The following is a 14473-nucleotide window of genomic DNA, read 5'->3' on the forward strand; positions in this document are numbered from 1 at the left end:
AGCAGTACAACACATTAAGGGGTTGAATTGAGATTAACAACCCCTTTTTACTATTTTACTCAGTTCAGGGAGGAATCAAGTTGAACAATGAAGATACTCCAAAACATTTGAATTTGAAATTAGCGGACAATTTTCTAGAAATTGAACCTGGCCTTACCAAACAAGATGCAAATGAAGAAGCGAACCGTTGTTTATATTGTTATGACGCGCCCTGTATTCAGGCTTGCCCAACAGGAATTGATATTCCAGCATTTATTAAAAAAATTGCAACCGGAAACTTAAAAGGGTCTGCTAAAACTATTATGCTAGCGAACCCAGTTGGTGCAAGCTGTTCTAGAGTCTGTCCAACAGACGAACTTTGTGAAGGTGCATGTGTTCTTAACAATACTACTAAACCAATCATGATAGGTAATCTACAGAGATTTGCAACAGATTGGGCAATTCATAATAACTTAAACCTATTTAAGGCTAGTGAATGGAATGGAAAAGCGGTCGCAGTTATCGGAAGTGGGCCAGCTGGGTTATCCTCGGCAAGGGAACTAGCTAGGCTTGGCTATAAGGTTACGATCTATGAGGCTAATAAAAAAGCTGGAGGACTAAATACATACGGTATCGTTTCATTTCGTTTACCTACAACCATTTCTTATTGGGAAGTGAAACAGGTTGAACAGCTTGGAGTAGAGATTATTACAGACACTAAAGTTGGTAGAGATATTTCGGCAAAAGAAATTTTAGAAAAGTATGACTTTACCATTTTTTCAATTGGAATGGGGAATGTACCTAATCTTAAAATTCCTGGTGAAAAATTTGAAGGAGTTTATGACGCAATACAATTAATTAAGGAAACAAAAACAAATGAGATCCCAACTAACTTCATAGGAAAAAAGGTGGTTGTTATCGGTGCTGGTAATACAGCTATTGATGCGGCAACATGTTCAATAAGACTTGGCGCTGAAAATGTGAAAATCCTTTACAGAAGAACGTCTAATGAAATGACTGCATATCAGTTTGAATATGAATTTGCTAAACAAGATGGGGTAGAGTTTCGTTGGTTAACCTTACCAAAACAAATATTAAGTAAAGGGCAACAAGTTACAGGTATTGAATGCTTAAAAATAAAACTCTCAGAAAAAGATGAGTATGGTAGACGAAATCCTGAGCCAATTGATGGTTCTGAACATGTTATAGAAGCAGATATTGTGATTAAAGCAATCGGTCAAACAAGGCATTTGGACTTAATAGAAGAGTTCGGACTTAAACACAATGATGGTGTTGTTGAAATTGATCCAATTACCTATCAGACCTCAAACCCTAACGTTTTTGCGTGTGGTGATGTTGTATTTGGAAAAGGTAAAGGAGATGCCATGGTCGTAACAGCCGCACAACAAGGAAAACTTACTGCACTTTCAATTCATCAATATAATAATCAATTTATTGTGTGAAAGAAGACTATTTATTTTAAAGGAAAGGAGAAATGTAATGGCTGATTTATCAATTAATTTAGCAGGAATTTCTTCACCGAATCCTTTTTGGTTAGCATCTGCACCTCCTACCAATACTGGGTATCAAGTACAAAGAGCCTTTGAAGCAGGATGGGGTGGAGCAGTATGGAAAACCTTAGGTGACCCTATCATTAATACTTCCTCACGATTTGCTGCTGTAAGTTTTAATGGACAACGAGTTGCTGGTTTTAACAATATTGAGTTGATTACAGACCGACCATTAGAGGTTAATTTAAAGGAAATTTATGAAACAAAGAAAAGGTATCCAAACCATGCACTCGTTGTTTCATTGATGGTTGAACCAAGACAGGATAAATGGCATGAGATTGTAAAAAAAGTTGAGGCCATTGGAGTAGATGGACTTGAATTAAACTTTGGATGTCCTCATGGAATGGCAGAGCGTGGAATGGGGGCTGCTTCAGGGCAAGTGCCTGAGCTTGTTGAAAAACAAACCTATTGGGTGAAAGAGGTAGCTAGGACTCCTGTTATCGTGAAATTAACCCCTAATATTACTGATATTACTGCGACTGCTGAAGCTGCAGTAAGAGGTAGTGCTGACGCTATAAGTCTAATTAATACAATCAATAGTTTAGCCGGTGTTGATCTTGATTCTTGGAACACAATACCACATGTTAATGGTAAAGGGGCACATGGAGGGTATTGTGGTCCAGCAGTCAAACCTATCGCTTTAAATATGGTTGCTGAATGTGCCAGAAATGAAAATATTAATATCCCAATCTCAGGCATTGGTGGAATATCAAATTGGCAGGATACAGTTGAATTTATGTTGATGGGAGCAACTGGTGTTCAAGTGTGTACCGCTGCAATGCACCATGGTTTTAGAATAGTTGAAGATATGATTGATGGCTTAAATAATTACTTAGATGATAAAGGGATATCATCACTATCTGAAATAGTTGGAAAGGTTGTACCTAAATATTCCGACTGGGGTAATTTAGATTTAAATTACAAAATTGTTGCTCAAATAAACAATGATATTTGTATTAATTGTAATAAATGTCATATTGCTTGTGAAGATACATCACACCAATGTATTGATATGTTAAAAGACAACAGTGGAAACAGTTATTTAACGGTGAGAGAAGAGGATTGTGTGGGCTGTAACTTATGTTCCATTGTTTGTCCTGTAGAAGGAGCAATTGATATGGTCGAGGTAGCTACTGGACTACCATCAATGAATTGGAATCAACGTCAAGAGGTTATTCAAAAGGTTTCAACAGGTGCAAAAATCAAATAAGGAGGGAAAGGATGAAAAAAATTATTAAAAATGGAACCATTGTTACTGCCTCAGATACTTTTACTGCTGATTTATTAATTGAAAATGGAAAAATTACAGCGATTGGACAGGAGTTTTCCGATCTAGGTGCAGAGGTGATTGATGCAAAAGACCGTTACGTATTTCCAGGAGGAATCGATCCTCATACACATTTAGAAATGCCATTTGGTGGGACTGTTACAAAAGATGACTTTGAGACAGGAACGATAGCTGCAGCTTATGGTGGTACGACATCAATTATCGATTTTTGCTTAACAAGAAAAGGTGTTCCTCTCCAATCTTCTATTAAAGAGTGGCATAAAAAAGCTAGTGATAAAGCAGTTATTGATTATAGCTTTCACTTGATGATTGGGGAAATGAACGATAATGTGTTAAGTCAGTTGAAAGAGGTTGTAGAACAAAACGGTATCACTTCCTTTAAGGTATTTATGGCATACAAAAATGTTTTACAAGCTGATGATGAGACTCTGTTTCGTACATTAATTGCAGCTAAAGATTTAGGGGCATTGGTTATGATTCATGGAGAAAATGGGGACGTCATTGATTACTTAACAAAAAAGGCACTCTCAGAAGGGAAAACAGATCCCATTTATCATGCATTAACAAGACCTCCTGAAGTGGAAGGTGAGGCGACTGGGAGAGCTGCAACACTTACAGGTTTAGCTAATTCACAATTGTATGTTGTTCACGTTTCTTGCGCAGATGCTGTTGAGAAAATTTCTGAAGCACGAAAGAAGGGAGTGGATGTATGGGGAGAAACTTGTCCACAGTACTTAGTTCTAGATCAAACATATCTCGAAAAGCCTAATTTCGAAGGCGCAAAATATGTCTGGTCACCACCTTTACGTGAAAAGTGGAATCAAGAAGTATTATGGAATGCTCTTAAAACGGGACAATTACAAACATTAGGTTCAGATCAATGTTCATTTGATTTTAAAGGACAAAAAGAATTAGGTAGAGGTGATTTTACAAAGATTCCAAATGGAGGGCCAATGATTGAAGACCGGTTAACAATATTATTTTCAGAAGGGGTAAAAAAAGGAAGAATTTCATTAAATCAGTTTGTTGATATCACTTCAACTAGAATTGCAAAATTATTTGGACTTTACCCAAAGAAAGGTTCAATTGCGGTAGGTGCAGATGCTGACCTTGTGATATTCAATCCAAAAGTTGAACGAATATTATCTGCGGAATCTCATCATATGGCTGTTGATTATAACGCATTTGAGGGGATGAAAGTAACAGGTGAGGCGGAATCTGTTCTAGTAAGGGGAGAGTTTGTTATTAAAGAAAAGCAGTTTGTAGGAGAGTTAGGATCTGGTAAATATATTAAAAGAGCAAAGTATGGGGAGTTGCTTGAATCTCATACGCACACTTTGTCCATTTAATTAAGAATTGAACACACACCTTCTATTACTAAGAGAATGGTCAATATTGGTCATTGTAATCTAGAATGGGAAAACCTTCAATGACAATATTGACTTACTCTTGTTTACATATATCATTTTATGAATAATAAAGGGAGTGTTCAAAAATGGGTAAAAAGAAAAATTATTTAAAATCACCTGATTTATTGCCAATTTCAGAGCAGGGAAGAACAATCACTTCTTTTGGTTATTCTTTTATGTGGATAGGAATGGTTGTTGTTCTTGCCACCTTTGCCATTGGTGGAGCAGGAGTTATTAATCTATCTCTCCCATATGTAATAATTGCAACAATTATTGGTTCATTAGCAATTGGTCTATTTATCTCCTTAACTGCTGATATAGGGATCGAACACGGGTTATCTTTCCCTGTCTATATGAGAGCGCCATTTGGTACGATCGGCACCCATATTCCCTCAATTGTTCGTGGAGTGACCGCATCGATGTGGTTTGGAATAAACACTTACTTCGGATCAACAGCAATTAATGCCATTTTAAATCTTTTATATGGATTTGATAATTGGTTTATTTGTTTTTTACTATTTGCTATAGTCCAAATGGTAAATACAGCTCTTGGAATTAAGGCTGTTGAAAGATTTGCCGATTTAGCAGCGCCAATAATTATCATTATCTCATGTTGGATGTATGTTTCACTCTCTAATACTGCAAGTGCGCAAGGTAGAGATGTTTGGAGTTGGGTTGAAAGTCCAGTTACAGGTGGGGCTGCTTTTACCGCATTCCTTGTCGTCATCTTTAGTAACATGGGATTTTGGGCAACCCTCTCAGCTGATATCCCCTCAATTTCGCGTTTTATGAAAGCACCGAAGAATGAGCGTAGTTGGCTTAAACGTAATAAAAGTTCATTAATAGGCAACTTAATCGCACTTCCGTTAACTCAAACATTTATGGTGGTCATCGGTGGAGTCTCGTATATTGCCGTGATGAATTACGACCCAATTGTGGGTCTACAACAGGCGGCAAGTGGTTTTGCTTTAGGAATTTTACTTTTAATGATTGTTTTAGCACAATGGTCAACAAATATTTCAGCAAACATTGTTCCAGCAGCAACGATATTTTCAAATGTAGGTGGTCCTAAATTCCCATTTTGGGCAGGGGTAATCTCTGCTGGGATTGTCGGAACTGTGGTTCAACCTTGGAATTTATTTGGAATCATCATCCCTGTTTTATTATTTGTAGGGGGTATTCTATCTGCAATTGTTGGTATCCTTGTTGCTGATTATTATCTATTAAGAAAAAGAAGAGTTAATGTACCGGACCTGTATGAGACGACTGGTCAATATAGGTATTTGAATGGAGTAAATATTCCAGGATTTATTGCATGGATTCTTGGTGGTGGAGCATCTTATTTTGTTCCAAGTTATTCCTTTTTAGTTGGATTTTTCGTAGGTGCTGGAAGTTACTACATGTTAGCAAAATATTGGTGGTTTATAAAGTATAAGCAAGCTGAAATTGAAGATCCTGACGATGAAAAATATTTAGGTATAACCGTTGGGCGTGACTGGTTTATTGAAGAATCTCTTGATGAAGTAAAAGATAACATCATAGGTGGTCCACCTGTTACAGATATTGGAACATTGAAACAGTAAGGAGTGTGGTCAATTGTCTGAGTACCAGTTTTTTTTGTCTGAAAGAGATAAAATTGATGTTCTTTTTCAACAAGGCTATAACATAAAAAAAATTACAGAGGATTTAAACGGTGCTACTTTAGTATTTGAACACTCAAAACATAATAAAAGAGAAACTCTACAAATAGGAACAGCAGAGGGAAGAAAGTATTACTCAGTATTACTCTTAAGCGGATTAAACCAAGCTTGATGGATTCACGTTTCAAGCCTTAAAAAAATGAGCAGAAATCCAAGCCAATCCTGCGGGATGCACGGGACAAAGTGAGACCCCGCAGGAGCTAACAGCGACGTGGGAGGCTCACCGTTCCTCCGGCGGGGAGTGTTTGAAGCGAATGTCAACTAATACAAATTAATAACCCGTTAATAGTTCCAATTTAAAAAGAGGAAGATATCATGAGAAGGGTAGGATTGAACTTTTTTCAATCCTTTCTTCCCTTTATTAGTAGGAGGTGGAAATTTGATTAGTTCTTATCCTTTAACGGTTTCGTCTATTTTAAAAAGAAAGCACTTTGAAAACACACGGGTTCTTGCAGGGAAAAAGGGTCTTACTAATCTAGTAAAATGGGTACATATAGTTGAGGTAACGAACATAGGCAAACTATTAAACGGTAATGAACTTATTTTGACGACAGGTATTTCATGGAATCGCAATCTGGAGCTAAGTTTATCATTCTTAAAGCAATTAATTGACTCAAACGTTTCAGGACTATGTATTGAAATTGGAACTTATACAACAACTATTTATGATGAATTAATTGACTACGCTAATAGTTTTAATTTTCCGATCATTGTTTTTGAGGATGAAGTTCCGTTTGTCGAAATTACCCAAGATATTCATACCTATATAATAAAGAGTCAGGATCAAATCATTTCAAATTTAGAGGATTTTTCTCACCTCTTAAATAAAAAACTACTGAATATAAACCACCATTTTGAACTCCTAGAATTATTGCAACAAAAAACAAGTAAACAAATCATTTTTATTAAGGATAACCAAATGGTCTTTTTTCCAAATTGCACACATATTGAACAGATGTTATGGAAAGAAAAAATCAGTTTATTAGATGAGAATGCTGAAAATTCGCATTATAGAGTCCCTGTCCTTGTTTTAGGATACGAAATTGCACAAGTAGCTCTTATGTCGAATAACGAGCTGGAACCACTAAGCGAACTTGATTATTTATTATTAGATCGAACAATCACTGCAATAAGCCAACAGTTATTAAATAATATGTATGTTGAAGAGAAAAAAGGTAACCAACGAAGTGAATGGATTAAAGACTGGTTAAGTGGTTACCATTCTGAAACCGCAATAACTACATACTTAAATGATCACGGACTCTCTCAACAAAATGGTGCAGTAGTTTGTGTTTGTAGAATCGAAAATAAGCAGAATATGCTCAGTGTAGATGAGAGTTATATAAAACTTTGTTTGCAATCAATATTCGAACAACAGGGTTTTTCGTTAATTCTTACAGAAAAAAAAGAAAAGGCCATCCTAATCCTGCTAAATAAACGTTTGATTAGTAATTATAAAATGAGACTTATCAACGCTTTTGAAAGAATGAAGGCCTCTGATTTAAGTACTAAAAATGGATTCACGATATCTATAGGAGTAGGAAAATTTGTTTTGAATTTAATGGATGTTTGTAAAAGCTATCAAACAGCTGAAGAAACGATAAAAATAGAATCAAAACTTCTAAACTCTTCTTTATTTTATCATTTTTATGAAGATCTGCATTTGTTTCGACTAATTTCAGTGATGTCGCAACATCTTAATCTAACTGAATTTGTAGAAGAATATTTAAAACCAGTAATACAGCATGATCTTGAGAACAACGGAAAGCTATTGGAAACATTAAAAGTCTATTTGAAATGTCATGGCTCCAAACAAGAGACGGCTAAACAGCTTTATATCGTGAGACAAACACTTTATCATCGCCTGCAAAAACTAGAAAAATTACTTGGTGAGGATTTTATGTTACCGGAAAAACGAATTGCTATTGAATTTATGCTCTTAATCAATGATTACCTAAAGCCAATTGTAGAGATATCTGATAGGAAAGAAGATTATAATTAACCTTTTGTATCTTCAATTTTTCATTCCGGATAAAAAAGTACTATTGTATTAAAGATGTAAGACATACAATATTTTACATTATGTCTAATGGCTCTCTGTTAATAATGAGTCATAATTTAATTAGGCTATTTTCGTAAACTTTGTTGCTTTTGAAAGGTCCTTTACATTCACTATTAAACTAAGTAAAGTGGTATCTTTTCTTCATAAAAGATAACCATGGTTCTGAAAAAATAGATGTTTTACTTTAAACTAGGTCAATTAGCAACAATCTTTCAGAAAAGAGCCTTTAATTAATATTTATTCTTAGGGGGAAGAGAATTGACTGTCATAAAACATAATACAAAAATAATAAAAAATTTAATTGATGGAAAATGGACAGAATCTAATAGTTCAAAGCAAAAAGAAATATATAACCCAGCTACAGAACAGTTAATTGCTAGAGTCACATTATCTTCAAAAGAAGATGTGAATATTGCGGTAAATGTAGCGAAAAAGGCTTTTAAAGAATGGAAAACAACTCCTGTTCCAAAAAGGGCTCGAGTATTTTACAAATATCATTATCTATTAACAGAACACCACGAAGATCTAGCAAAACTCATTGTTCAGGAAAATGGAAAATCATATAAAGAAGCATATGGTGAGGTACAAAGAGGTATAGAATGTGTTGAGTTTGCAGCTGGTGCACCTACACATATGATGGGGGAAACTCTTTCGAATATAGCTGAAAATATTGATTCTGAAATGTTTCGTTATCCTCTTGGTGTTGTAGGTGGTATTACCCCTTATAATTTTCCGATGATGGTTCCATTATGGATGTTTCCGCTTGCCATTGCTTGTGGTAACACATTTGTTCTTAAACCATCTGAACGAACCCCTATCCTTGCTAATAAGCTTGGAGAGTTATTTTCACAAGCAGGTGCTCCAGATGGAGTACTAAACATTGTTCATGGTGCTCATGATGTTGTTAATGGTTTACTAGAACATAAGGATGTTTCAGCAATATCTTTTGTTGGCTCCCAACCAGTAGCTAAATTTGTTTATGAACGTGCGGCAGCGGAAGGGAAAAGAGTTCAAGCATTATCTGGTGCCAAAAATCATCATGTTGTAATGCAAGATGCCGATATAGAGAAAGCAGTAGAGCATATCGTAAGTTCTTCGTTTGGTAGTGCTGGACAAAGATGTATGGCTTGTAGTGCTGTAATCATAGTAGGAGAGAATGATGAATTTGTTGATCTATTATGCAAAAAGTCTTCTGAATTAGTGATTGGAAATGGTATGGATGACGAAGTATTGCTTACACCTGTTATTTCAAAGGAACATAAAGCAAAGGTCTTGTCCTATATCGAGATTGGAATTAATGAAGGAGCAAAATTAATAAAAGATGGTCGGTATGATACAAGCAAAACGGAAGGTTATTTCCTCGGTCCAACCATCTTTGATGATGTATCTCCATCAATGAAGATTGCACAAGATGAAATCTTCGCACCAGTTCTTAGTCTTTTAAGAGCTAGTACGATTGATCAAGCTTTAGATTTTATCAGTCAATCAAGATATGGAAATGGAGCTACCATCTATACAAAGGATGCAAAAGCAATTCGACAATTTAGAGAAGAAGCAGATGCTGGCATGTTAGGTATCAATGTAGGTGTTCCAGCCACTATGGCCTTTTTTCCTTTTTCCGGTTGGAAGGATTCCTTTTACGGGGATTTACATGTGAACGGAAAGGATGGGATTAATTTTTATACAAAGAAAAAAATGATTACCTCCCGTTTTGATTTTTAGTTTCTAATTGAACACCCTTTGAAAGGAAGTGAGGTTAGATGGAAAAGGTTGAACATTTGAATGATTATCTTGCGAATGATGAAAAATATGTTTGGCATTCTATGAAACCGTACCATCCAAGTTCAACAATGGTAGTGGAGAAGGCAGATGGGTCATGGATTACAGACAGTAATGGAAAGAAATACCTTGATGCCATGGCGGGTTTGTGGTGTGTAAATATAGGGTATGGAAGAAAGGAATTAGCTGTTGCAGCATATGAACAGTTAAAAGAAATGGCTTATTATCCATTAACACAAAGTCATATTCCAGCTATTAAACTCGCTGAGAAATTAAATGAAATGCTCGGAGGAGATTATGTTATCTTCTTTTCAAATAGTGGGTCAGAGGCTAATGAAACCGCTTTTAAGATTGCAAGGCAATATCATCAGCAAAAAGGGGAATATCACCGTTATAAAATTATATCAAGATATCGTGGGTACCATGGAAATACAATGGGAACCTTGGCGGCTACTGGGCAGGCACAACGAAAATTGAAATATGAACAGCTTGCTCCAGGTTTTATCCATGTCTCACCACCAGATGTATACCGAGATGATGACAAAGATGTGAAAGATCCAAGGCATCTGGTTTCAGTTAAGGAAGTAGACCGTGTGATGACTTGGGAACATTCCGATTCTATTGCGGCAATGATTATGGAACCAATTATAACCGGTGGTGGTGTACTTGTTCCCAATGATTATTATTTAAAGGGGATTAAAGAAGTTTGTGATAAACATGGTGCCCTTTTAATAATTGATGAAGTTATTTGTGGCTTCGGCCGAACTGGAAAACCATTTGGATTTATGAATTATGGCGTAAAACCAGATATTATAACGATGGCTAAAGGAATTACCAGTGGATATTTACCGTTATCGGCAACTGCAGTACGAAGAGAGATTTATGAGGCTTTTAATGGTCAAGAGGAATATGACTTTTTTCGTCATATTAATACATTTGGGGGTAATCCTGCAGCATGTTCACTTGCATTAAAAAATATTGAAATCATGGAACATGAAAATTTGTTCCAACGTTCTGAAATGCTTGGAGCTAACCTTTTAAATGAATTGTCCAAGGAATTAGTTAACCATCCATTTGTGGGTGACATTAGAGGTAAGGGTCTTCTAATAGGGATTGAATTAGTAGCAGTCAGAAAAACGAAAGAACCCTTAGAAATCGAAAAAGTAAATCAAGTGATATCATATTGCAAACAAAAAGGGGTGTTAATTGGAAAAAATGGTATGACCGTAGCAGGGTATAATAATGTTTTAACATTATCACCACCACTTAGTATTGAAGTCGAGGAAATAGAATATTTAACGAAAACACTAATAGATGGAATAAACATGATTAAATGACTTTCCTCTTCTCTATTTCATAAGATTATCCACTGATTAGTTATAAACAAGTGGTCGTAAGCAGATAATATGTTTAACTATGATCTTGGAGGAATCTTCTTATGAAAAGTTTAGATGAAATATTGAACTACTATATCGAGGGTATTATGAACGAGTACAATATAACGGATAAGACGCAGGCTGAATCGATACTTGCAGGTGCTTTGGAAAATGATAAGTCTGATATTACAATAACAGAAGTGATTGAGAATACGATCGAAAGACATTAATAAAAGAACCATGTGAAAATAAAATCACATGGTTTTTTTAAATAAGGCTCTTTTCTGAAAGATTGTTGCTAATTGCCCTTTTTTTAAGTAGAATACACTATTTAACTTGATGTTATGGTTATCATTTAGGAAGAAAAGATGCCACTTTACCAAGTTCATAGTGATTTTAAGAGACCTCTAAAAGCAACACAGTTTTACGAAAAAGGCCTTAAATAAAGGGTTACACAGTGAAAGTGTCGAATTATAAATTCGTTATAATATAAAAGGAAGTGTTTTTATGGGGAATATGAAGTTTTTTCAAGTTGATGCATTTACAGATGAACCTTTTGGAGGAAATCCAGCTGGGGTAATTCCTAATGCACAAGGATTGGAAGACAGCGTTATGCAAAAAGTTGCGAGAGAATTAAATTTATCAGAATCTGCATTTCTTTTTACTACAAGTAGTAAAGAATATGATTTCGAGATTCGATATTTTACTCCAACAACAGAAATCGACTTTTGTGGACATGCTACCTTGAGCGCAGCATGGATTGTTGCCAACGAACTTGATTGGAACAAGAAAGAAATCATGTTTAAAACAAATATAGGACTCATACCACTTGAAATTATCAAAAAGGAAGACAAAGTATCTCAGATTATGATGACTCAAGTTGAACCAAGAATTAAAGAAATAAAAACTTCACGTGAAGAATTAGCTAAGTTAATAGGAGTTACAGAAAGTGATTTTGAAGAAACATTTCCAATAAAGTTATCTTTCACTGGAAATTGGCACTTGCTAATACCAGTTAAAACTAGAAAAGCAATCGATCAAGCTATTCCAAATATGAAGAATTTAAGAGATCATAACATTCAGTATAATATTGCAACTACACATCTTTTTACGTTTGACAGTGAATTGGATCATTGTACTTTATATACAAGAGATTTTGCGCCGGCAGTTGGAATAGACGAGGATCCCGTAACAGGAGCGGCAAACGGTGCGCTCGCAGGGTATTTATTACATGAAGGAATTATTGAACAAGGTCAATCTCATCAGTTTACGATCGCACAAGGTCATTCTGTTGGTAGACCAGGTTTTCTACATATTATAGCTGACAACAGAGAGAAAGACATTAGGATCAAGGTTGGGGGTAGTGCAGTGACGATTATTAAAGGTGATATCTTTATCTAAAATATAATTTGATTAACATGGGGGTGTTTTCTTCGCAGGGCTCTTCCTGAGGAGTAAGATCAGTGCCCCCTTTGTGCAAACAACAGTCTTACATCAATTTGCTACAATCAATAAAACTAAAAGATTTGCGGAGGATGGTTATTAATGGACTTACAATATCCAATTGGAATTTTTGAGATTGATAGAGAAATATCAAATAGCGTTGTAAAAACTTGGATTCAGAGTATTGAAAATATGCCTAAAAAGCTGAAAGAAACTGTAACAAACTTGACCGACGAGCAACTTAATACACCGTATCGTCCTGATGGATGGACCATTCGTCAAGTAGTTCATCATCTTGCAGACAGCCATATGAATGCTTATATCCGGTTTAAGTTAGCTTTAACTGAGGAAAATCCAATAATCAAGACATACAAAGAAGACAAGTGGGCAGAACTCCCTGATTCAACATTACCCATCCACCTTTCAATTTCTTTATTAGAATCACTACATAAAAGATGGATTAATATTCTAACTACACTAACAGAAGAAGATTTAAAAAGGACGTTCACACATCCTGAATTAGGTTTAATGCCTCTTGGTCGAAACATCGGGTTGTATGCTTGGCATGGAAATCATCATATTGCACATATAACAGAGCTGAAGAAGCGAATGATTTGGAATTAACAATCATAAGAAAAGAGAATAATAGAAAATGTATAATAACGTAAAAGAATACCTTTTTACTCATTATAACCTTATAATAGATAAAATTTGGGAGACGGAGCAAGGAGCCAATAATAAGGTTTTAAAAGTCAATACAGCAACAAATGAAAACTTTGTTATGAAGTTAATAGAAGAACATTTAAGAGAAAAATTAAGTTATGAGCATAAAGTACTTAATTTTTTGTCGGAGCAGAATTTATCTTTTAATGTCCCAGCACCTATAAAAACTAAATATAATAAGACTTTTTTTTTTATTTCTGAAGAAAGAACAATTATAACCCTTTATCCTTTTTGTGTAGGTCATCCATTAACTAGAAATGAAATGGATTTTCAGGAGTTTGGTATCTGTATAGGAGAACTGTTATCAGCGTTGGAAAATGTAAAAAATCTTGATGATTCACCTTATTTACCTACCTTCGAGATATTTACAGACCCAGCATTAGTAAATGGTGAAAACTGGAAGGAGCTACTAGAAAGAACTGATACAGTAAGTTCAAACGAAATAGCTATACTTTCTGATGATTTAAACAGGATTTTGACAGAAGTTAAACTGTTAAAGAATGATTTACCAATACAAATCATTCATGGTGATATGATGGCTAGTAATTTGTTATGGAGTGATGGACAAATAAGTTCAATTCTAGATTTCTAATTTTGCAGTCCCGACTTTAGAGCAAGTGAGATCGCTATTGCTTTGATTCAATTTATTAGGTCTGAAAGTGATAATCTTAATTATATATTCAAACAATTTTTCACTGGGTTAAATAAAACTATTAAGATTTGAAACAAGAAGAACTGAATGCAATGTTAATCTTAATAGAAGTTAGAATGTTGGTCTTGAATTTCCATTTTCTTGCAAGGTATATAATGGGAAGTAGTTCACAAAAGGTTTTAATTGACCAGATTGAAAGGTATAACACTGTTAGAGAATGGGTGAAAAGGAATAAAAATTTATTCCGATAAGAAGAATGAGGAGAATTTGAAGTTAATTAAAAAGCCGCAATTGCCGTAATCTAAGTAAGAAAGTTTTAAACCACCACTCCTCAAAGTGGGTGTTCGCAGAAGCATTCCTGTTTGTCCTCCTTGTCGTGTAGACAGAGGCTTGCCATTCGGGCTTCGATGTAAAACTCCCTATTACAGCTTAAAGGTTAAAACTTTATTATCATTACGAACAATGCAGCTTGTTATTATAATATAACAAAT

12 protein-coding genes and 1 other RNA gene are annotated in these 14473 nt (G+C 35.1%); 12 read left to right on the forward strand and 1 reads right to left on the reverse strand.

Annotated features, from left to right (window positions below):
• Positions 1-80 precede the first annotated feature (80 nt).
• The 12 genes from BK579_RS14250 (at position 81) to BK579_RS14300 (ending at position 13922) form a co-directional block, all read left to right on the forward strand.
• A complete protein-coding gene (locus BK579_RS14250) occupies positions 81-1442 on the forward strand; it encodes an NAD(P)-dependent oxidoreductase (RefSeq protein ID WP_235848429.1) in 1362 nt (453 codons plus the stop codon).
• Between the two features lie 37 nt (positions 1443-1479).
• Positions 1480-2760 (forward strand): NAD-dependent dihydropyrimidine dehydrogenase subunit PreA, encoded by a 1281-nt coding sequence (preA, locus tag BK579_RS14255; RefSeq protein ID WP_078546527.1) that lies wholly within the window; start codon positions 1480-1482, stop codon positions 2758-2760.
• Between the two features lie 11 nt (positions 2761-2771).
• Complete coding sequence (gene hydA, locus BK579_RS14260; RefSeq protein WP_078546529.1) at positions 2772-4187, forward strand: dihydropyrimidinase; 1416 nt, start codon at positions 2772-2774, stop codon at positions 4185-4187.
• A 146-nt stretch (positions 4188-4333) separates the two neighbouring features.
• Entirely contained in the window at positions 4334-5830 is a 1497-nt protein-coding gene (locus BK579_RS14265) for an NCS1 family transporter (protein WP_078546531.1), read from the forward strand.
• Between the two features lie 13 nt (positions 5831-5843).
• Complete coding sequence (locus BK579_RS14270; RefSeq protein ID WP_078546533.1) at positions 5844-6059, forward strand: hypothetical protein; 216 nt, start codon at positions 5844-5846, stop codon at positions 6057-6059.
• A gap of 267 nt (positions 6060-6326) precedes the next feature.
• Positions 6327-7949 carry a PucR family transcriptional regulator gene (locus tag BK579_RS14275; RefSeq protein ID WP_235848430.1) on the forward strand — a complete coding sequence of 541 codons (1623 nt, stop codon included), beginning with the start codon at positions 6327-6329 and terminating at the stop codon, positions 7947-7949.
• Between the two features lie 318 nt (positions 7950-8267).
• Positions 8268-9731, forward strand: a complete 1464-nt coding sequence (locus BK579_RS14280) for a CoA-acylating methylmalonate-semialdehyde dehydrogenase (protein ID WP_078546535.1) — start codon at positions 8268-8270, stop codon at positions 9729-9731.
• 38 nt (positions 9732-9769) lie between these two features.
• A complete protein-coding gene (locus BK579_RS14285; RefSeq protein WP_078546537.1) occupies positions 9770-11125 on the forward strand; it encodes an aspartate aminotransferase family protein in 1356 nt (451 codons plus the stop codon).
• 101 nt (positions 11126-11226) lie between these two features.
• Complete coding sequence (locus tag BK579_RS25645) at positions 11227-11394, forward strand: hypothetical protein (protein ID WP_169891147.1); 168 nt, start codon at positions 11227-11229, stop codon at positions 11392-11394.
• A gap of 286 nt (positions 11395-11680) precedes the next feature.
• A complete protein-coding gene (locus BK579_RS14290) occupies positions 11681-12565 on the forward strand; it encodes a PhzF family phenazine biosynthesis protein (protein ID WP_328589280.1) in 885 nt (294 codons plus the stop codon).
• A gap of 144 nt (positions 12566-12709) precedes the next feature.
• The gene (locus BK579_RS14295; protein WP_078546541.1) at positions 12710-13231 is read left to right on the forward strand and encodes a YfiT family bacillithiol transferase; all 522 of its coding nucleotides are present in this window, start codon (positions 12710-12712) and stop codon (positions 13229-13231) included.
• A gap of 28 nt (positions 13232-13259) precedes the next feature.
• Positions 13260-13922 carry a phosphotransferase gene (locus tag BK579_RS14300; RefSeq protein ID WP_078546543.1) on the forward strand — a complete coding sequence of 221 codons (663 nt, stop codon included), beginning with the start codon at positions 13260-13262 and terminating at the stop codon, positions 13920-13922.
• Between the two features lie 338 nt (positions 13923-14260).
• Here BK579_RS14300 and ssrS read toward each other — a convergent pair.
• Positions 14261-14456: non-coding RNA, 6S RNA (ssrS, locus tag BK579_RS14305), on the reverse strand.
• Positions 14457-14473: the final 17 nt, after the last annotated feature.

This window comes from Litchfieldia alkalitelluris (genome assembly GCF_002019645.1).
GTDB lineage: Bacteria > Bacillota > Bacilli > Bacillales > Bacillaceae_L > Litchfieldia > Litchfieldia alkalitelluris.